This is a genomic window from Halococcus saccharolyticus DSM 5350 (assembly GCF_000336915.1).
Lineage (GTDB): Archaea > Halobacteriota > Halobacteria > Halobacteriales > Halococcaceae > Halococcus > Halococcus saccharolyticus.
In genome coordinates this window covers 1-19,104 of record NZ_AOMD01000014.1, presented here as the reverse complement: position 1 = coordinate 19,104, position 19,104 = coordinate 1, and the positions used below count along the sequence as shown (strand labels likewise).

Here is a 19,104-nt window from a genome sequence, read left to right as displayed (position 1 = left end):
CTCGGCGAGAGTAACCAGCGGAGAAGGGGTCCGTCGAATCAGTCGTCCGCAGGAGCGGGGCCGGCGTTCGACCGCGCCGCCGTGGGTTCCTCTGTCGTCTCTACTGCCGTCGGTTGTTCCTCCTCGTCCGACTTCTCGGTCGGGAGTGTCGCGTAAAGAATCCCTCGCGATGTGCTTCGTGGTGTCATGGACCTGTGGCTCGTCGACGGAACCACATCAATCTACGCCTAAAGGCGATAATGTTATATAATCACATGGTTTTTTCGGACAGGGACAACGGTTAGGAACAGGGGGCCGAGAAGCGGGTATGGTGGACGGACACGATCCGGTGCAGGCGCGCGACGACGGGACGCGCGATCTCTACGATGTGACGACGTGGGAGGTGCGGTCGCCGCTCGACGGGATCGCGGTCACGCTCTATCGGGTGTTGCAGGCGACCGCACAACTAATCCTGGTGCTCGCGTCGCTCGCCATCCTCTGGTTGTTGCTGTCGAGCACCGATCTCACGCGAGTCACGAACCCCATCGTCGGCGGGTTCACGCTGCTGTCGATCCTGCCGGCGCTCGCGCTCGTCGCGTTCGTCTGGCATACGGATGTGACGTCGGCGGAGCCACTATCCTTGCTCGCTGCGACGTTCGCGCTCGGGACACTGTTCGCGGGGTTCGCCGCGCTGGTCAACTCCGCATTCGGTAACGTGTTCGAACTGGTGCCGGTGGTGGGAACGGTCTGGTTTTTCTATCTCGTGGTCGGACCGGTCGAGGAGACGGTGAAGTGGCTCGCAGTCAGGATCTACGCCTACCGGAGTTCGCGTTTCGACGCGGTGATCGACGGCGCGGTGTACGGTGCGGTCGCGGGTCTCGGGTTCGCATCGATCGAGAACGCCCTCTACATCACCGACGCAGTCAGCACCCCGGTGATCGGCAACATCCTCGGTGCGGGCGGCGGGATCACGCCCGCCCGCGCGATCGCCGGACCGGGCCACGTGATCTACTCGGCTTTCGCAGGCTACTACCTCGGGCTGGCGAAGTTCAACCGCGATCGTGCGGGCCCGATCGTGATCAAAGGCCTCCTGATCGCCGCGCTGATCCACGCGACCTACAACACGCTCACGTTCGTTCCGGCCATCGCGGCGGCGGTGCTCGGGGTTCCGAACTTCGTGACACTTCTTGGGTTCGTCGTGCTGTACGATGGGTTCTTCGGCTACTTCCTCTATCGAAAGCTCGCGCGGTATCGGGCGACCTATCGCGCGTTCTACGCCGACCGCGACGGCCCGACCCCCACGACCGAACGCACCGAGTTCGAGAACTGACCCGGCAACGAGCGTGCGCCGTCGACCGCCGTGCAGATCAGCCGAGCACGGCGAGGCCGCGCGGCGTCTGTGACTCGAACGCCGCAGGCCACTCGACGCCGAGACGGGTCCAGGAATCGCCGGCGTCGGTCGTGAAAAAGAGACCACGGTTGTTGACCGCGTAGAACTCGCCCGCCGCGCCCGGCGCGAGCACCGCGCGGACGACGCCCTCGCCGGTCGGGAGGCCGCGGTCGTCGAGGCGCTCCCACGAGTCGGCATCCGACTCCGAGCCATTGCCACGCTTGCGGTAGACGTAGCTCTCGGCGGTGTCGGCGTTGTGTGCCGATCGAGGACCGCTTGCAGACGAGAGTAGGACGGTATCGGGATCGGCAGGATCGACCGCGACGCTCCAGCAGTACCGGTGGCCGAGACCTTCTTGCGGATGGACCCACGTCTCACCGGCGTCGTGAGTCTCGGCGTAGCCGTCGCCCGCCGCCGACCACGCGCGTTCGGGCGCATCGGGGTGCGTGGCGAGGGAGTGGTTGTCGACGCGCGCGGTTTCGACGCGGTCCTCCCACGTCGCGCCGGCGTCGTGGGTTTCGACCAGCGCACCTGCCTCGATCCCGACGTAGAGATGGTCCGGGCTGTGGGGGTCGGGTTCGATCCACCGGACGTGGTGGGTGTCGGGCCGCGGCGGGAACGACCACTCCGACGAGGACGGCAGGTCGGTGAGTCCTTCGCGGCGCTCCCACGACTCGCCGCCGTCGGTCGATCGGTAGACCGCGCTCGGCTCGGTCCCGGTCCAGATCGTTTTCGGACTCTCCGGATCGACTGCGAGCGACATCACGTGCTCGCCGATGGTTCCTTCGCCGACGCGCTCGAAGCTCTCCCCACCGTCCTGGCTCCGGTGGAGCCCCGCGTCGAACGTCCCGACGAAGACGCGACCGGGAGCCTCGGGGTGGACCGCGACGCATTCGAGGTCGTGATCCCCGAGGCGTTGCGTCGTCCGCCAGGCGTCGTGGTCCGCGGCGTCATCGTCGTCGCGTTCGGCGACGAGCAGCCCGTTCCGCATCGCGGCGTGGATCGTTGGCATGGCGAGGGCTACGCGGCGGTGATTCAAAACGTTCGTCCCCGGCCGGCACCGAGTACGCCGTGCGCGCTCGCCGCTGGGCGGTTCTCGGTTCGTGTATCGAGCCCCTTATTTGTCGGACGGGCACCCACACAGTCGCATGCGCACCGACCGGCTGAGTGCGGTGACTGACGCTCTCAGCTTCGATCTCGACATCTATATCGACTACAAGTCGAGTCTGGGGTTCGTCGGCCTGGTGCTCAAATACATGGCGCTCGCGCCGCTCGTACCGGCGGCGGTCGCACTCTACTACGGCGAGGACCCGATCCCGTTTCTCGTGACGATCGCGGCGATGGGCGGGCTGGGCGTCGTCCTCGATCGGCTCCGATCCGACGCTCAGCTCGGCCACCGCGAGGCGTTCCTCGTTGTGAGCCTCACGTGGCTGATCGTCCCGCTGGTCGGGATGCTCCCGTACCTGCTCGCGGGCCAGGGTACGATCGCCCACCCGGCGAACGCCTTCTTCGAGAGCATGAGCGGGTTCACCACGACGGGATCGACCGTCCTCGCGGAGATCTCATTCGAACAGCACTCGCGGTCGATTCTGTTGTGGCGACAGCTCACCCAGTGGATCGGAGGGATGGGGATTCTGGTGCTCATGGTCGCCATCCTCCCCGAACTCTCGGTCGGTGGCGCACAGGTCATCGGCGAGGAAGCACCCGGCCTCTCGATCGAGAAGCTTACCCCGCGGATTCAGGACACCGCTCGGGCGCTCTGGGGGATCTACGTCGGGTTCACGGCGCTCGCGGTCACGGTGTACTACGGCCTCCACCTCGCCGGCGTAGCCCCCGCAATGGATTTCTACAACGCGGTCTCACACGCCCTGACAACGCTTCCGACGGGCGGGTTCTCGCCCGAAGCACGGAGCGTCGAGGCGTTCTCGCCGGCGATCCAGTGGGCAGTGATCGTCTTCATGATCGTCGCCGGCACCAACTTCGCGCTCTTTTGGTACGCCATGCGCGGCGAACCCGGACGGCTGTTCCGCAACGTCGAGTTCCGGTCGTATCTCCTCGCGATGGGCGTCGTCGGCGGCCTCCTCGCTGTTTTGCTGTTCGCCGGCGTCGGCCTCGACGAGGTTCCCTCCGGAGTCGCGACGATCCCTGGCAACGTCGAGCACTCGGTGCGCCAGGCCGTTTTCCAGACCGCCGCGATCGTGACCACCACGGGCTACGCGAGCATGGATTTCAACACGTGGGACCAGTCGAGCCAGGTCGTGCTCCTCTTTGCGATGTTTCTGGGAGGGTCTGCGGGCTCCGCAGCGGGCTCGATCAAGATCATCCGGTGGTATCTCGTGCAGAAGGCGATGGCCCGGGAGCTGTTCACCTCGATCCACCCCGAAGCGGTGCGGCCGATCGAGCTCCCCTCGGGACCGACCGACGAGGACACGATCCGGAGCGTGTTCGTGTTCGTGATGCTCTTCATCGTGATCTTCGCGGTTTCGACGATAGTGCTCTACATCGACGGCCACCTGATCGGCCTCGAACTCTCCGGCATCGAGGCGGTGAGCGCGGCGATCGCGACGCTCGGCAACGTCGGACCCGGGGTCGGCGTCGTGGGGCCGATGAACAACTTCCTGCCGTTCTCGGGGGTTGCGAAGGTCTACATGGCGCTGTTGATGTGGATCGGCCGCCTCGAGATCCTCTCGGTCCTCATCGTGTTCACTCCCTCGTACTGGCGAGTCTGAGGGCCCAAACGCCGCGATTCTGGTGTTCGCGGATCGACGAACGAGCGGATGGGACGGACGGAATGGGACCACGGCGCGGCATCGGTCCAGTTTTATCGATGTGGCCTGGTAGCAACGCGAGTGGACAGCACGCCGCTTCGTTCGTACTGGCAGCGCCACGGCGGCCGGCTCACGGTCCTCCTCGCCGCGACCGTCGCCGCGCTGTCGGTAGCGACCGGGGTCGCGAACATCGGTGCGCGGAGCGTCGTCGGCCCGCTCGGACAATTCGTTCCGGAGTGGATACAGCGAACCGCCGGTTTCACGGGCGCACTCACCGGCTTTCTGCTCGTCGTGAGCGCGCTCGGGCTCCGGCGACGACTGCGTGTCGCGTGGTACGCGACGACCATCCTCCTCCCGATGGGTGCGCTCCAGGGACTGCTCCAGTCGAGTTCGCTGTCGGTGCCGCTCGTCGTGCTCTCGATCGTGACGCTGCCGGTGGTGCTCGCGAACGCCGCACGGTTCGACCGGGAGCTTTCGGTCTCGACGTCCCAGCTGGCTGCCGGGGCCGCGCTCGTCGCCACACAGGTTTATGGGACGGTGGGCGCGTACACGCTTCGTGAAGACTTCACCACTATCGACACCCCGATCGACGCGTTCTACTACACGATCGCGACCGCGAGCACGGTCGGCTACGGCGACGCGGTGCCGACGAGCCAGGCAGCGCGGCTGTTCGGCATCTCGGTCGTGCTCCTCGGGGCCAGCAGCTTCGCGCTCGCGCTCGGGACGCTGCTGGGCCCCGCGATCGAAGCGCGGTTCTCGCGGGCACTCGGACGCATGAGCGGGGGTCAACTCGAACTCCTCGAGGATCACGTGCTCGTGCTCGGTTACGGCGACCTCACCGAACCCGTAGTCACGGAACTCACCGACGCCGCCGAATTCCTCGTCATCACGCCGGATTCCGAGCAAGCGTCGGCACTATCGGATCGCGGCGTCGACGTCCTCACCGCGAACCCGAGCGACGAGGAACCACTCCAGCACGCCCGCATCGACGACGCACGGGCGGTCGTGGTCGCGACCGACGACGACGCCAAGGACGCGCTCGCGGTGCTGACGGCGCGGGACCTGAACGACGAGGTGTACATCGTCGCGGCCGCGACCGACCGCGAGAACGTCCCGAAGCTCGAACGCGCAGGAGCCGACACGGTGATCAGTCCGGCGAGCATCGGCGGTCGGCTGCTCGTGCGCTCCGCGCTGGATCGGAGCGACGTTTACGACGCCGTGGCGCAACTCGTCGAAGAGTGATCGGCGGCGGAACCCACGTGAACGTCAGTCGTCGCCGGCGGCCCCGACACGCCGCTCCGCACGCGGCCCCTCCAAATCGACGCCAGGCAGCAGGTCGCGGAGGTACCGCCCGGTGTGGGAGTCATCGATTTCAGTCAGCGCCTCGGGCGTGTCCGCCGCGACGACCTCGCCGCCGTGCTCGCCGCCCTCGGGTCCGAGGTCGAGCACGTGGTCCGCGTTCTTCACGAGATCGAGTTCGTGTTCGACCACCACGACGGTGTTACCGTTGTCGACGAGGCGCTGGAGCACGTCGATGAGCTTGCGTTCGTCGGCGGAGTGCAGCCCCGTCGTCGGCTCGTCGAGGAGGTAGAGTGTGTCGCCGGTCTGTTTCTTCCCCAACTCTTCGGCGAGCTTGACGCGCTGGGCCTCGCCACCGGAGAGGGTTGTCGAGGGCTGGCCGAGTCGCATGTAGCCCAGACCGACATCCCGAAGCAGCTGGAGCCGGCGTTCGAGCCGGGTGTCAGCTTCGAAGAACTCGTAGGCCTCCTCGACCGACATATCGAGCACGTCCGCGATGGTTTTCCCCTTGAACGTCACGTCGAGGGTCTCGTCGTTGTAGCGCGCGCCGCCACACTCCTCGCAGGGGACGTGCACGTCCGAGAGGAAGTTCATCTCGATCTTGACCGTGCCCTGACCGCCGCAGGCCTCACACCGGCCGCCCTTGACGTTGAAGGAGAAGCGACCCTTCTCGTAGCCGCGCTGTTTGGCGAGTTTGGTCTCGGCAAAGCGCTTTCGGACGTAGTCGAATACGCCAGTGTAGGTCGCGGGGTTCGAGCGCGGCGTCCGACCGATCGGCGATTGATCGATCAGTCGGACGGTCTCGATCCCGTCGTACTCGATGGCGTCGTGCTCGCCGGGATCGACGGAGCGGTTGTCGTTCATCTCGCGGACGAGGCCTTTGTAGAGCACGTCGTGCATCAGGGTCGACTTCCCGGAGCCCGAGACGCCCGTGATCGCCGTGAAGCAGCCCAACGGAATCGAGACGTCGAGATCGTCAAGGTTGTGCTGGCGCGCTCCTCGCACAACCAGCTCGCCGTCGGGTTCGCGGCGCTCCTCGGGTACTGGAATCGCCTTCTGGCCGCTGAGGTAGTCGCCCGTGATCGAGCCGTCGGCGGCCTCGATCTCCTCGACTGGACCCTGGGCGACGACTTCGCCGCCCCGCTTGCCGGGGCCGGGCCCCATGTCGATGACCTCGTCGGCTCGGCGCATCGTCTCCTCGTCGTGTTCGACGACGAGGAGGGTGTTCCCGAGATCGCGAAGCTCCGCCAAGGTGTTCAGGAGACGGTCGTTGTCACGCTGGTGGAGCCCGATCGAGGGCTCGTCGAGCACGTAGAGCACACCCACCAGTCCGGAACCGATCTGAGTCGCGAGCCGGATACGCTGTGATTCGCCACCCGAGAGGGTCGCCGCCTGACGATCGAGCGTGAGATATTCGAGTCCGACCTCGCACATGAACCCGAGCCGGGCGCGGATCTCCTTCAGAATCTCCTCGGCGATGGTCCGCTCGCGCTCAGTCATGTCGGCCTCCATCCCCTCGAAGTGCGCGAGCGCGTCGCCGATCGAGAGCTGGTTGACCGCGGTGATCGGCGTGTCGTCGATCAGCACCGCCCGACTCTCGGGTTTGAGCCGGGTTCCCTCGCAGGCCGGACACGTCGTCGTCGCCATGAACTTCTCGATGTGCTCGCGCGTCCCCGAACTCTCGGTCTCGACGTGACGGCGTTCGAGGTTGGGGATCACACCCTCGAAGCGCTTTTCCTTCCGCCGGGTGCCGTTTTTCGTCCGACGTTCGAAGACCACCTTCTCGGACGTACCATAAAGAAACGCTTCTTGGATGTCGGGGTCGAGATCGGCGAACGGCGTATCCAGCGAGACGTCGAAGTGGGCCGCGACGGCGTCGAGGCGCGTCTGGTAGTACGACCGGGAGTAGCTCCACGGTTCGAACACCTCGCGCAGCGGTTTCTCGGGGTCCTGGATCACGAGGTCCTCGTCGACCTCCTTGGTCTCGCCGATCCCCTCACACGCTGGGCAGGCTCCGTGTGGGCTGTTGAACGAGAAGGATCGAGTCTCGATCTCGGAGATGTCGATCCCGCAGTGGGTACACGCGAGCGCCTCGGAGAACTCCACGACCGCGCGGTCGTCAGCCTCCCCCGCGAGATCGCCGGTCGCCCGCGCGGTCGATCCGCCGATGTCGGCGTCCGCTGGCGGGTCGGGAAGGATCACTTTGAGCACACCGTCGGCCTCTTCGAGGGCGGTTTCGACGCTGTCGGTGATCCGCGAGCGGGCCTCTTCGCTCACCTTCACGCGGTCGACCACCACGTCGACGGTGTGATCGTAGTTCTCGTCGAGGTCGGGCCGCTCGGTCGCGAGATCGTAGGTTTCGCCGTCGACCTCGACGCGGGAGTACCCCTCGCTCACGAGCTCGTCGAACAGGTCCTCGAACGCGCCTTTCTGGTCGCGGACGACCGGTGCGGCGATCTTCGCCCGGGTATCCTCGGGGAGTTCCAGAATCCGGCGAACCATCTGTTGGGCGGACTGTTCGCCGACCTCACGGCCACACTCGGGGCAGTGCGGCGTGCCGACGCGAGCGTAGAGCAGCCGGAGGTAGTCGTGGAGCTCTGTAACTGTGCCCACCGTCGAGCGGGGGTTGTTGGCGGCGTTCTTCTGATCGATCGAGATCGCCGGCGAGAGCCCCTCGACGTTCTCGACCTGGGGTTTGTCCATCTGGCCGAGGAAGTTCCGGGCATAGGCCGAGAGGCTCTCGATATATCGGCGCTGGCCCTCGGCGTAGACGGTCTCGAAGGCGAGCGATGATTTCCCCGAACCGGAGAGTCCGGTGACGACCGTGAACGCCTCGCGTGGGATGGTGACGTCGAGATCCTTCAGGTTGTGTTCTTCCGCGCCACGGACCTCGATAACGTCCTTGCTCATTGGGTTTCGATGCGGGCGCGGACGGTGAAACCCTGTCGGTCCCGGCCCGAATCGCAGCTTGCGGGGACTCGTTCGCGCTCATCGAACGTCGACCAACAGCCTCTCTTTCCCGTACTGTCGCCACTTTCGATGAGCGGTTCGGTGGCGAAGGTTACACTCGCTCTGGCCGCCACCCGCCGTCGACAGCGACGTTCTGTCCGCTCAGATAGTCGCTGTCGGCTTCGAGGAAAAAGCACATCGCCTGGACCATGTCCTCGAATTTCGCTGCTCGTCCACGAGGCAGGCTGTCGGGGAACACGTCGGAGTTCTCGACCACGTACGGTGAGATCGCGTTTACCGTGATCCCCTCCTCTTGGGTGTCGGCGGCGAGCATCCGAGTGAACATCAACACGCCTGCTTTGGCCACAAAATAGGGGAAGTTCTGTGGGCTGACGAGCAGTCGGTCGGCGCTCGCGTAGCCGACGTTGACGATCCGGCCCCACTCGGCCGCGCGCATCCCATCCAGCGCGCGCTTCGAACAGAGGTAGGTCCCGTTCAGGTTGGTTTCGAGCACCCGATTCCACGTCTCGAAGTCGATCACCTCCCAGTGAGTCGGCGCGAACGCACCCACGTTGTTCACGAGCACGTCCACGCTCCCCAACTCGCCCTCGACGGTGGCAAAGAGGTCGTCGACGGCCTCGGGGTCGGTGACGTCGGCCTGTGCAGTCGTGACGTCGACGTCGTGCTCGCGGGCCAGTTCGGCCACATCGTCGGCGGCGTCGGCGCTGGTGTTGTAGTGGACGGCGACCGACGCACCACAGTCGGCGAGCGCGAGCAGGAGCTCACGGCCGACACCCTTCGCACTGCCGGTGACGAGCGCCGTTCGGCCGGCGAGATCGGGGTCGATCATGGGGCCACGTTCGTCCCCAGGGGGCTTCCATCCGCCGGTGCGATCCCAATGCCGATGAGTTAAGACGAGGACCGTCGTTGCCGACGTATGGCGAGGTACGCCGGCGTCGATCTCGGGGGGACGAACGTCCGCGCGGTCGTCGCCGACGCCGACGGTAAAATCGATGGCAGCGACAAGCGGCCGGTCCCGCCCGACCTCTCCACGGGGCTCCCGGTCACCGACGCGATACTCGACTGTCTCCGCGAGGCGTGCCTGGCGGCGGACACGTCTCCGGAGGCGATCGAGGCAGTCGGTGTGGCCGCCGCCGGCCGCCTCGATCCCACCGAAGGGATCGTCGAACCGACCAACATCGCGGTCGACACCGTTCCGCTCACCGGGCCGATCTCGAACCTCGTGGACTCGGATCGAATCCACCTCCACAAGGACGTCGCCGCGGGCGTGATCGGCGAACGGTATCACGCCGAGCGTAACCCCGACGACATGGTCTACCTCACGATTTCGAGCGGGATCGGTGCGGGCGTCACCGTCGATGGCTCCGTCCTCAAAGGGTGGGACAGCAACGCGGGCGAGGTCGGCCACTACGCCGTCGACCCCGCGGGACGGCTGACCTGTGGCTGTGGCCACGACGGTCACTGGGAGGCGTACTGCTCGGGGTCGAACATCCCGGCGTACGCACGGCTGCTCTGGAACGACGCCGACCGACCCGCGACCGCCCTCCCGATCGACGAGGAGGGGTTCGACGCCGTCGACGTGTTCGCCCACGCTCGCGAGGACGCGTTCGCCGAACAGGTCGTCGATCGCCTCGCGGAGTGGAACGCGATGGGCGTGGCGGGCGTGGTCCACGCCTACGCGCCGCTCGTGATCTCGGTCGGTGGGGCGGTCGCGCTCAACAACGAGGCACTCGTGGTCGATCCGATCCGCGACCGGCTCGACGACCTCGTGATGACCAACGTCCCCGAGGTCAGACTCACCGAGTTCGGCGACGACGTCGTAGTCCGGGGCGCGCTCGCGAGCGCGCTCACCGACGGCACCGGCGATCCGGCCGATCGCCGCGAGTGAGGGCCGGTAGAACCGCCGAGCCGGCGATCGACGTGGGAGTGCTCACATCTCGGCGTCGATCTCGCTCTGTGCCGCCTCGTCGATAGCAATCTTCACCATGCGGACCGCAATACCAGCGGGACGAGCAAAAGCCTCCGTCACGGGTTCGAGGGAAGTCAATGAGTCGCCGGAACCACAACCCATACCCGTTCCGGACCGAACACCGCGTATGCGACGCCGGGAACTGCTGTACGCTGCGGCCGGGACGCTCTCGCTGCCGGCCGTCGCCCGGCGCTCGACCGCCCAATCCAGGTACGAGCCACTTGGGCGCGTTCCGCTCGATGGCGCGACCGAAGTCGTCACGAGCGACGACGGCCGGACGGCCTTTCTCGCCGCCACGACCGGATTCGGCGTCGTCGATCTGAGCGATCCACAAAATCCGCGGGTGCTCGCCGACCGCCGAGAGCTGCTCGCCGACCGCGAGAACGGTCCCCTCCGCGACATCCGCGACGCCAAACTCGCTGGTGACCGACTGATCGTCGTCGGTCCCGCAAACCCGGGTGCGGGGATCAACGCGATGGTGCTCTACGACGTGAGTGACCCGGCGAACCCCGAACGAGTCGCGGTCCACGAGACCGACTACGCCATCCACAACGCCTTCCTGACGGATAGTCGAGCGTATCTCTCGCAGTTCGACGGCGATACCGTCGGGATGACGATCGTCGATATCGAAGACGACGACCCGGAGCGTGTCGGGCGGTGGTCGATCCTCAATGAGCCGAACTGGGGAGAGATTCCCCTGTTTCCCGCGACGGTCCACGACATCTGGGTGCAGGACGGGACGGCCTACATCGCCCACTGGGACGCCGGGACGTGGCTGGTCGACGTGCGCGACCCATCGAATCCGACCGCGATCACGCGAGTTGGTGGCCTGCCGCCGGATAAGCTCGCGTCGCTCTCGGGTGAAGCACTCCAGCGCGCACAGCTGGTTCCGCCGGGCAACTCACACTACGTTACCGTCGACGACGACGCAGCAGTCATGGGCGTCGGGGTCGAGTCGTGGGCCGTCGAGGGCGAGGGCGGCCCGGGCGGGATCACACTCTGGGACATCGAGTCGCCGCAAAATCCCGAAGAGCTCGCCACGATCGATCCCCCACCGACACCGGCCCCGAGCTACGGCGGGCTCTGGACCACCGCGCACAACTTCGACCTCGCCAACGGCCGACTCTACTCGTCGTGGTACCGCGGCGGCGTGAAGATCCACGACGTGAGCGATCCCGCGAACCCCGAGGAGATCGCCCGCTGGCGACGAAGCCAGGACACGAGTTTCTGGGCGACCGTGCTCGGGGTCCCCGGGGAGTTCTTCGTGGGCTGTAGCTGGAACCAGTATGGCGAACTCCCGCAGGCGTACCTCTACACGTTCCCCGATCGTGCCGGCCCGGTGCCAGAATCGACCGCAACAGCCGCAACGGGCCGCAACGCAACAGCGAACCGCAACACGACGACCGCGAACGGCTCCGTACCGACGGCAACTGGTTCGGCAGGCGGAGCCGAAGCAGCGAGCAATGAAACTGCCGATGGGGGCAGCGCTGGTGCAGGACCAGGGTTCGGCGTGCCCGCGGCACTCGGTGGCGTCGGCCTCGCGGCGTGGCGATACCTCCGTCGGGATGACGAGTCGAAAACGCGGTAGCGAAGTGCCGTGATCGTCTACCGCAGCGTGTCGCGGTCGGCCGCGAAACGGACCCGATCCCGAACTGTGGGCCCGAGCGAGAGTTCGACCACGTCGTCGGTGAGGACACGCCCACCTTCGACCGGGACGCCCCACGTCGAGAAACGGAGGTATCCCCGGATGTCGTCGGCGTGGGTGAACAGGTCGAGATACTCCACGCCGTGCTCGGGGAACTCGCTCGCGCTGTGGGCCTGGTCCATGTCGGAGTAGACCGTATCGAGATCGCCGAAGAAGGCTTCGAGCTCGTCGGCAGCGTCGTCTGTGGCCGCGACGACTGCCTCGCTCGCCGCACGAATCTCGTCAGAGGAGAGTCCCACGTCGGCAAGCGCGCGCTGGGTTCGCTGATCGAAATGCATGGCGGCGGTTCGGCGGCTGGCGGTGAAAGCCTCGTGGTTGCGGCCGGCGTCAGGGTAACTCGGGTTCGTAGCCGATCGCGTCGACCGCCGCGTCGATCAGCTCCTCGACCCCCTCGCCCGCCTCGACGCTCAGATAACGGTCGGCGTCGAGATCACGCGAACGGTCGGCCTTCGAACACACCGTGAGCACTGGGACGTCGAAGCGCTCACGGACAGCGGTTTCGAGCGCACGTTGGTCGGCGAGCGGGTAGCCACACGACTCGCTCGCGTCGACGAACACCAGCACGCAGTCGGCGGCGTGGGTGAGCGCGCTCTCGGCCTGGAGCTCGATGTCATTGCGTTTCCCGGAGTCGCGATCGAGCAGTCCCGGGGTGTCGACGAGCTGGTAGCGGATGTGGTCGCGAGTGAGGTGACCGACGCCAACCCGAGTAGTGGTAAAGGGATACGACGCGATCTCGTGGCGGGCGTTCGTGACGTGGTTGACGAACGAGGACTTGCCGACGTTCGGAAAGCCCGCGACCACGATCGTGGGCTCGTCGGGGCGGATATCGGGAAGTGCGCGGAGGTCATCGCGCGCTTCACCGAGGCGATCAAGGTCGTCGGCCACCTCCTCCACCACGTCCGCGAGCCGCGCGAACGCCTGTTTTCTGAGCTTGCGCGCGGTCTCGATGTCGCCGTGGAGTCGGCCCTGGTACTCGTTTTTGATCTCGTCGGTCTTCCGGCTCGCCCATCCCACCTCGGAGAGACTCTTCCGTACTTCGTCGACTGCGACGAGCGAATCGGCGAGTTCGTAGTAAAACGGCTCGACGGTGTCGAAGTCGGGCCAGCTCGTCACGACGTGTTCGAGATTGTCCGAAAGCACGTTCGCCGCGGTCTGAAGCATCGACTGCTGGGCTTCGGTCCCGGATTTCGCCCGGCCGGCTCGTGTCGCCCGCGAGAACGCCCGGTCGATCAGCTCCTCCGCAGTGGGCGTCGTCGGCAGATCCTCGAAAATCATGGCCGCCGATAGCACGTACGGACGTAAAAACGCGTCAGTCGGCGGCGAGCGGCCGGGAAAGGGTTTCGTTGCTCCCACTCACTGTCGTCGACACAGATTTACCACGAGGCCGACTACTCCCCGCCATGACGAACTGGCGTGCGGTCGGGATCGGATTCCTCGTTCACATCGTGCTCGGGATCGTCGGTGCGCCGATCGGGATCGGCCCGCTCGCCGCCGGGATCGTCTCCGGGTTCGTCGCGGGCTACGTCGCCGGCGGCGGTATCGGGAGCGGTGCGTGGCACGGCCTGCTCGCGGGATCGATCGGTGGAGTCGTGCTCGCGATCGTCCTCGGGATCGCGATCACGATCGGGGCCGGCATCGCCGGCGGCCCGCTCGGTGGACTGCTCGGCGGCAGCGCGCTCGTCGTCGGCGTGATCATCGCGATCGTGTCGGGACTCGAAAGCGCGCTCGGCGGGGCGATCGCCGGACTTCTCTGAGCGGAGCTACCGTCGTTCGCGCAGTTCCGCGCGCAGGTCGCCCACGTCCGCATCCTTCATCGCGAGCAGCACGAGCAGGTGATAGACGATGTCGGCGCTCTCGTGGAGGAGCTCCTCGCGATCGTCGTCCTTCGCCGCGAGCACGAGCTCCGTGCTCTCTTCCCCCAGTTTTTCGAGTACCGCGTTCTCGCCTTTCTCGTGGGTGAACAGCGACGCCGTGTACGATCCTTCAGGGAGGGTGTCCCGGCGTTCTTCGATGATTGCGAACAGCTCGTCGAGCACCGGCTCGTCCGACACCCGGTCCGCGGCCGACGACTGGTCGTCGCTCACAGCTCGTCCACCTCGCGGATGTCTTGGAGTTCATCGAAGGTCTCGCGCGGTCGGCCGCCCTCGTCGAACACACCGGGATCGATCTCGATGTCGGCCCCGGTCCGCGCGGCGAGCGCGAGCGAATCGCTCGGCCGAGCGTCGATCACGGCGTCCGCGCGCGGCGTGTCGAGGTGGAGGTTCGCGGTGTAGGTCCCGCCGCCGTCCTCGCTCTCCTCGATGGCGTCGACCACCACGCGATCCACCCGGCCGCCGAGCTCCTCGACCACGTCGAGCAGGAGGTCGTGGGTCAGCGGGCGGCCGATATCGACCGCGTCGAGACCGCGGGCGATCGCGGTCGCCTCGTTGAATCCGATGAAGATCGGCAAGAGATCGGGCTCGCCGTCGCTCGCGAGGAGCACGACGGGGACCGGCCCGGAGGGCGTGCCCGCGACACGGACCGCGTCGATGTGGGCGTGCATAGCTCTTCGACGTGGCGCGCGATGAAAAGTCTGTCACTGCCGGCGGTGGAATTTCGCCGTTCGATCGGTACCCGACAGTAGCCGCTCGCCGCGAGTACGCTCAAACCGTGACTGTCTCGAAGAAGGCGAGCCCGTGGATGCGAGCGTCGTCGGTGAGTTCGGGGTGGAACGCGGTCCCGATCACCGGTCCGTCACGGACCGCGACGGGGTGGCCGTCGAACGACGCGAGTACTTCTGCGTCGCCCACCGTCCCAACCCGCGGTGCACGGATGAACACCGCCGGGAACGGCTCGTCCAATCCGGTGACGTCGAGGTGGGTCTCGAAACTGTCACGCTGGCGGCCGAACGCGTTGCGATCGACGGTGACGTCGATCAGTCCGAGCGTGTCGACGCGGTCGTCGCCCGCGTCGGCGGCGGCGACGATCAGTCCCGCACACGTCGCGAGTAGAGGTTTACCGGCCGCGACGTGGGCCTCGATTTCTGTGGCGATCCCCTCGCGGTGGAGGTGTGCCGAAATGGTCGTGGATTCACCCCCGGGAAGGAGGAGGAGGTCACACTCCGGAACTGTGCCTACGGTGTGGATCTCGACCGTCTCGACACGCTCGCCGTGGGCGTGCGCCGCGCGTTCGATGGCAGCAGCGTGCTCTCGGAAATCGCCCTGAACCGCGATCACGCCGGCTGTGAGAGTCATGGGAACAGTTTGGAAGACAGAAAGGACGGTGGCGCGTTACAGCACGTTCAACACGAGGATCAGGATGCCGAACGCCACACCGAACGCGACGACGGTTTTCGGATCGATCCGGATGGCGTTGCGGTCTTCGGCGTCGAAGTACCTGACCAGGCCCGCACTCGACATCAACCCGCCGGAGTTCTGACCGCTGCTCATACTCGACTTCCGCGAGCCGCGGGCCTAAGCCTTTCGTCGTGCGCCGCGGCGTCGGGTGCGTGTGAGCGGACGCGAGGGCAGCCGGAACGCACGGGTGGGAAACGCTTATGCGCGCGGCACGGGTAGTTTCAGTGGAACCAATGACTGTCCGGTTGAAAGACTTTTACGCGGACTGGTGTGGCCCCTGCAAGACACAGGATCCGATCCTCGAAGAGATGGAAGAGGATCTGAACGGCGACGTCGAATTCGAGAAGATCGACGTCGAAGCCGAACAGGAGGTCGCCAACGAGTATCAGGTGCGCTCGCTCCCGACGCTCGTGATCGAGAACGACGACGGCGTCGTCGAGCGGTTCATCGGCGTGACCCAGCGCGACGAACTCGAAACCGCGATCGAGAAAGCCGGCGCATAGAGCTACCGCTCGGCGAGCGCTGAGTCGTCACGAACCACCCCTGTTCTATGGGCCAGCTAGAGAACGAGCGACGCGTGTGTTTACCGGAGTCGCTGGTACGCCCGGATGAGGATCTCAGCGATCGCCCCGACGAAACTCCAGCGGTACGCGAGCGCGGCTGCACCCAGCAGCAGCGCCGCGATCTTCTTGTCGCCACGGTACAGCGCCAGTCCGGCTTCCACTACCATCGAGACCGCGCTGATCATTCCCGATCGTTTCGACGTGAGTAGGTCCGAGAGTCCCATACAACCGATAACGACTGCTGGAGACATAAGTTCCCTGGCGGCGTGTGCCGGTGGAGGTACTCGGTGCTCGACCGACGGCAGCCATTCTCCCCGTTCGGGGTGTCTACCGGATGCGGACGAGGAGGACGACGGACCGTCCTAGGCGGACGACGATCGATCGAGCGCAGCGAGTCCCTCAGTGTGGAACCAATCGAGCAGCCGCTCTACCGCCGGCGGGTTGTCGATCCGGTAGTCCGCCGCGGTCTCCTCGCCCGCACCGACGTGGATGCCGACTCCCCGCTCACCGAGTTCGCGGAACGCCGCCTCGTCGGTGGTGTCGTCGCCGACGTACACTGGGAGCCAGTCGTCTTGCTCGGCGGTCAACAGCGAGAGCGCTGCGCCCTTGTCCCACGCGACCGCCGGCGTGAGTTCCACGATCTCCTTGCCGACCGAGCGCTCGAACCCGCTCGGCGCGATCCGCTCGACCGTCTCCTCGACAGCCGTGTGGACCGCCTCGGCCCGCTCGGGGGCCGCACGGTAGTGGATTGTCGCGCTCACCGATTTGTCCTCGACGAAACAGTCGGTGTCCGCGAGCCGATCCTCGAGATCGGCGACGATACGTTCGAGATCGCGCTGTCGTTTCTTCGCCACCGGATGGACGGTGGTCGCGCCGTCCCGGAAGACTTCGAGCCCGTGGTTACCGGCGTACGCGATCCCCTCGATACCCACGCGCGGCCGGAGATCGGCGAGCTCCCGGCCGCTGATGACCGCTACCCGGACCCGGTCGTGATCGCGGAGCTCGCGGAGCGCCTCGCGGTTGTCGGGCGCGATTTCGGGTGCGTCGGGATCCTCGTCGATGGCCGAAAGCGTGCCGTCGAAGTCCGTACAGAAGAAGAGCCCGTCGGCGGTGGCGAGCCGATCGGCGACCGCCGCGAGCGGCTCGCCGGTTTCGTCGAACAGCGCCGGCGGGCGGTCGGGGCCATCCGCACCGGCTCGCCTCCCATCGCTGCCAGTTTCGCCGTCACTGCCCGTCCCCGCATCACCGCCGGTCGACTCACCCGCCATCGTGATCGCGTTGCTCGCGGAGGTCGCGGGCGGTCTCGAACACGTCGTCCATCCACGCGTAGAGGTCGTGTGAGGCGACCCGTTCGCGGAGCGCGGCCATCCGATTGCGGCGCTCGTCGGGAGCCATCGCGAGCGCCTGCTGGATGGTGTCGGCGAACGACTCGGTGTCGTAGGGGTTGATCGTGAGCGCGTGTTCGCCGAGCTCCTCGTGTGCGCCGGCCTGATCCGAGAGCACCAACACGCCGTCGTCGTCGACCTGCGCCGCGACGTACTCCTTCGCGACGAGGTTCATCCCGTCCCGAACCGCGCTCACGAGCATCACGTCGGAGTAGCGGTACAGCCCGCAGAGCTCGGATTGGGGGATGAACTCGTCGATGTAGACCACGGGCTGCCAGTCGTCGGTGCCAAAGCGGTCGTTGATCCGCTCGATCGTCTCCCGGACGTTCTGCTGGAGATCCTGGTAATCGGGGATCAGCGAGCGGCTCTCGCTCGCCTTCTGGACGTACGTCACCGTCCCCTGGTACTCGGGTTCGATCTCCCAGAGCCGTTCGAGCGCTTCGAGGCGCTCGACGATCCCCTTGGTGTAATCCAACCTGTCGACACCGACGATCATGGTGGTGTCGGCACCGATGCCGTACGTCGAGCGGATGTCGGCCTCGAACGACGCATCGGCGGCCGCGCTCTCCTCGCGGATCGATTCGGCGTCGATCCCGAGCGGGAACGCTCGAACAGTAGTAGTGTGGCCCTCGTAGTTGATCCGACCACCGTCCTCGTCGATGAAGGCGTCGTCGAGCGCGCGATCCACGCAGTCGAGGAAGTTCTCGCAGTAGCGCTCGACGTGAAATCCCAAGAGATCGTTCCCGAGGAGCCCTTCGAGCAGCTGCTCGCCTTGCGGACACGCCCGGAAGGTGTCCCAGCCTGGCCACGTGATGTGCCAGAAGTGCATGATGAACGGGTCGTCGAGCGCGTCGCGCACCGCACGCGGTGCGAGCGTGAAGTGGTAGTCCTGAAACCACACGAGGGGGTCGTCGCTCGCCGATTCCGCGACAGCCTCGGCGAACCGGTCGTTGACCTGCTGGTAGCGCTGCCAGTAGCGCTCGACGTACTCGGTCTTCATCGTGCCGCCGTGACACAGCGGCCAGAGCACGCGATTGCTGTAGCCGTAGTAGTACCCCTCGACTTCCTCCTCGGAGAGCCAGAGGCGTTTGAGGGTGTAGGCCTCGGACTCGGGTGGCATCCGGACCTCGCCATTGGAATCGGTGACGTCGGCGTCGGCCTCGCCGTCACCCCACGCGACCCACGTCCCGTCGGTCTCCTGCATCACCGGATCGAGTCCGGCCGTGAGCCCGCCGGCGGGGCGGTTGACACTGATGGTCCGCTCGCCCGCGTCGTCGTGCTCGTAGCTGTGTGTGTACGGCTGGCGGTTCGAGACGACGATCAGGTCGTCGGCGACGGGCGGGGTCCCGTCCGTACCGCCGGCGTCAGCCGCCATGCGATGTAACCACTCCCGTTCGCATTCGTGTCCCTCCCTTCGGTCGCATCTCTTATAGGTTCACGGGCTACCCGGTTGTGTTCGGGGGTTGCATTTGCCGGGCCAACGACCGACGGCGTCGCCACGTTGGTCCGGTGCCGGCGACCCGACCGCGAAACGACCGTGCCTCAATCGCTGGCGGGGCGGTCGGCGCGCGAGGGCGGCGGGACCTCCTCGCGGCGGTCGATGCGTGGGGCCGGGCGCACACACCGGTTGGCCTCGTCGTTGACGTGGCCGTACTGGTCGGGCGCGTTGGCGAGCGGATGGGCGGGGTTCTCGCCGCTCGGGATGCGTGCCAACCCTGTCTCTTATACACATCTCTGATGG

The 19,104-nt window shown here is 66.4% G+C and carries 20 protein-coding genes and 1 pseudogene; 7 read left to right on the top strand and 14 right to left on the bottom strand.

Features of this window, described 5'->3' with window-relative positions; genetic code table 11:
* Nucleotides 1–38 precede the first annotated feature (38 nt).
* On the bottom strand, nucleotides 39–188 hold the full coding sequence (locus C449_RS18055; protein WP_161606435.1) for a hypothetical protein: 150 nt from the start codon (nucleotides 186–188) through the stop codon (nucleotides 39–41).
* Nucleotides 189–307: 119 nt separating this feature from the next.
* On the opposite strand from C449_RS18055, the gene C449_RS04410 reads away from it, so the two are divergent.
* On the top strand, nucleotides 308–1,309 hold the full coding sequence (locus tag C449_RS04410) for a PrsW family intramembrane metalloprotease (protein WP_006076750.1): 1,002 nt from the start codon (nucleotides 308–310) through the stop codon (nucleotides 1,307–1,309).
* A 37-nt stretch (nucleotides 1,310–1,346) separates the two neighbouring features.
* On the opposite strand, the gene C449_RS04405 is transcribed toward C449_RS04410, so the two are convergent.
* Nucleotides 1,347–2,381 carry a WD40/YVTN/BNR-like repeat-containing protein gene (locus C449_RS04405; protein ID WP_049913884.1) on the bottom strand — a complete coding sequence of 345 codons (1,035 nt, stop codon included), beginning with the start codon at nucleotides 2,379–2,381 and terminating at the stop codon, nucleotides 1,347–1,349.
* A 136-nt stretch (nucleotides 2,382–2,517) separates the two neighbouring features.
* On the opposite strand from C449_RS04405, the gene C449_RS04400 reads away from it, so the two are divergent.
* Both C449_RS04400 and C449_RS04395 read left to right on the top strand, forming a co-directional pair.
* Entirely contained in the window at nucleotides 2,518–4,098 is a 1,581-nt protein-coding gene (locus C449_RS04400) for a TrkH family potassium uptake protein (RefSeq protein WP_006076748.1), read from the top strand.
* A 120-nt stretch (nucleotides 4,099–4,218) separates the two neighbouring features.
* Nucleotides 4,219–5,379 carry an NAD-binding protein gene (locus tag C449_RS04395; protein ID WP_006076747.1) on the top strand — a complete coding sequence of 387 codons (1,161 nt, stop codon included), beginning with the start codon at nucleotides 4,219–4,221 and terminating at the stop codon, nucleotides 5,377–5,379.
* A gap of 24 nt (nucleotides 5,380–5,403) precedes the next feature.
* On the opposite strand, the gene uvrA is transcribed toward C449_RS04395, so the two are convergent.
* Complete coding sequence (gene uvrA, locus C449_RS04390) at nucleotides 5,404–8,346, bottom strand: excinuclease ABC subunit UvrA (RefSeq protein ID WP_006076746.1); 2,943 nt, start codon at nucleotides 8,344–8,346, stop codon at nucleotides 5,404–5,406.
* Nucleotides 8,347–8,497: 151 nt separating this feature from the next.
* Entirely contained in the window at nucleotides 8,498–9,235 is a 738-nt protein-coding gene (locus C449_RS04385; protein ID WP_006076745.1) for an SDR family NAD(P)-dependent oxidoreductase, read from the bottom strand.
* Nucleotides 9,236–9,322: 87 nt separating this feature from the next.
* Between C449_RS04385 and C449_RS04380 the strand changes: the two genes are divergently transcribed.
* Together C449_RS04380 and C449_RS04375 are read left to right on the top strand one after the other, a co-directional pair.
* Nucleotides 9,323–10,294, top strand: a complete 972-nt coding sequence (locus C449_RS04380) for an ROK family protein (protein WP_006076744.1) — start codon at nucleotides 9,323–9,325, stop codon at nucleotides 10,292–10,294.
* 208 nt (nucleotides 10,295–10,502) lie between these two features.
* Nucleotides 10,503–11,963: an LVIVD repeat-containing protein gene (locus C449_RS04375; protein WP_006076743.1), complete on the top strand. Its 1,461-nt coding sequence runs from the start codon at nucleotides 10,503–10,505 to the stop codon at nucleotides 11,961–11,963.
* A gap of 17 nt (nucleotides 11,964–11,980) precedes the next feature.
* On the opposite strand, the gene C449_RS04370 is transcribed toward C449_RS04375, so the two are convergent.
* Nucleotides 11,981–12,358, bottom strand: coding sequence for a DUF7532 family protein (locus C449_RS04370; protein ID WP_006076742.1), 378 nt, complete (start codon nucleotides 12,356–12,358; stop codon nucleotides 11,981–11,983).
* Nucleotides 12,359–12,407: 49 nt separating this feature from the next.
* Nucleotides 12,408–13,355, bottom strand: coding sequence for an NOG1 family protein (locus tag C449_RS04365; RefSeq protein ID WP_006076741.1), 948 nt, complete (start codon nucleotides 13,353–13,355; stop codon nucleotides 12,408–12,410).
* Between the two features lie 125 nt (nucleotides 13,356–13,480).
* Between C449_RS04365 and C449_RS04360 the strand changes: the two genes are divergently transcribed.
* Nucleotides 13,481–13,834, top strand: coding sequence for a DUF5518 domain-containing protein (locus tag C449_RS04360; RefSeq protein WP_006076740.1), 354 nt, complete (start codon nucleotides 13,481–13,483; stop codon nucleotides 13,832–13,834).
* A gap of 6 nt (nucleotides 13,835–13,840) precedes the next feature.
* Here C449_RS04360 and hisE read toward each other — a convergent pair whose 3' ends face one another.
* From hisE to C449_RS04340, 4 genes are all read right to left on the bottom strand, one after another.
* Nucleotides 13,841–14,164, bottom strand: a complete 324-nt coding sequence (hisE, locus tag C449_RS04355) for a phosphoribosyl-ATP diphosphatase (RefSeq protein WP_006076739.1) — start codon at nucleotides 14,162–14,164, stop codon at nucleotides 13,841–13,843.
* Nucleotides 14,161–14,622 (bottom strand): bifunctional nuclease family protein, encoded by a 462-nt coding sequence (locus tag C449_RS04350; RefSeq protein WP_006076738.1) that lies wholly within the window; start codon nucleotides 14,620–14,622, stop codon nucleotides 14,161–14,163. The genes hisE and C449_RS04350 overlap by 4 nt, the downstream gene beginning before the upstream one ends.
* 100 nt (nucleotides 14,623–14,722) lie before the next feature.
* Nucleotides 14,723–15,313 carry a pyridoxal 5'-phosphate synthase glutaminase subunit PdxT gene (gene pdxT / locus C449_RS04345; RefSeq protein ID WP_006076737.1) on the bottom strand — a complete coding sequence of 197 codons (591 nt, stop codon included), beginning with the start codon at nucleotides 15,311–15,313 and terminating at the stop codon, nucleotides 14,723–14,725.
* Nucleotides 15,314–15,349: 36 nt separating this feature from the next.
* Entirely contained in the window at nucleotides 15,350–15,508 is a 159-nt protein-coding gene (locus C449_RS04340; protein WP_006076736.1) for a preprotein translocase subunit Sec61beta, read from the bottom strand.
* A 140-nt stretch (nucleotides 15,509–15,648) separates the two neighbouring features.
* Here C449_RS04340 and trxA point away from each other — a divergent pair, with 140 nt between their 5' ends.
* Nucleotides 15,649–15,918, top strand: coding sequence for a thioredoxin (gene trxA, locus C449_RS04335; RefSeq protein WP_006076735.1), 270 nt, complete (start codon nucleotides 15,649–15,651; stop codon nucleotides 15,916–15,918).
* Nucleotides 15,919–15,998: 80 nt separating this feature from the next.
* Here the strand turns inward: trxA and C449_RS04330 are convergent, their stop codons facing one another.
* From C449_RS04330 to C449_RS17385, 4 genes and pseudogenes are all read right to left on the bottom strand, one after another.
* The gene (locus C449_RS04330; protein WP_006076734.1) at nucleotides 15,999–16,202 is read right to left on the bottom strand and encodes a hypothetical protein; all 204 of its coding nucleotides are present in this window, start codon (nucleotides 16,200–16,202) and stop codon (nucleotides 15,999–16,001) included.
* A gap of 138 nt (nucleotides 16,203–16,340) precedes the next feature.
* A complete protein-coding gene (gene otsB / locus C449_RS04325; RefSeq protein WP_006076733.1) occupies nucleotides 16,341–17,246 on the bottom strand; it encodes a trehalose-phosphatase in 906 nt (301 codons plus the stop codon).
* Nucleotides 17,236–18,738: an alpha,alpha-trehalose-phosphate synthase (UDP-forming) gene (locus tag C449_RS04320; protein ID WP_006076732.1), complete on the bottom strand. Its 1,503-nt coding sequence runs from the start codon at nucleotides 18,736–18,738 to the stop codon at nucleotides 17,236–17,238. Before C449_RS04320 ends, otsB begins: the two co-directional genes overlap by 11 nt.
* 167 nt (nucleotides 18,739–18,905) lie before the next feature.
* A pseudogene (locus tag C449_RS17385) lies at nucleotides 18,906–19,085 on the bottom strand (ribonuclease H); the annotation flags it as partial.
* Nucleotides 19,086–19,104: the final 19 nt, after the last annotated feature.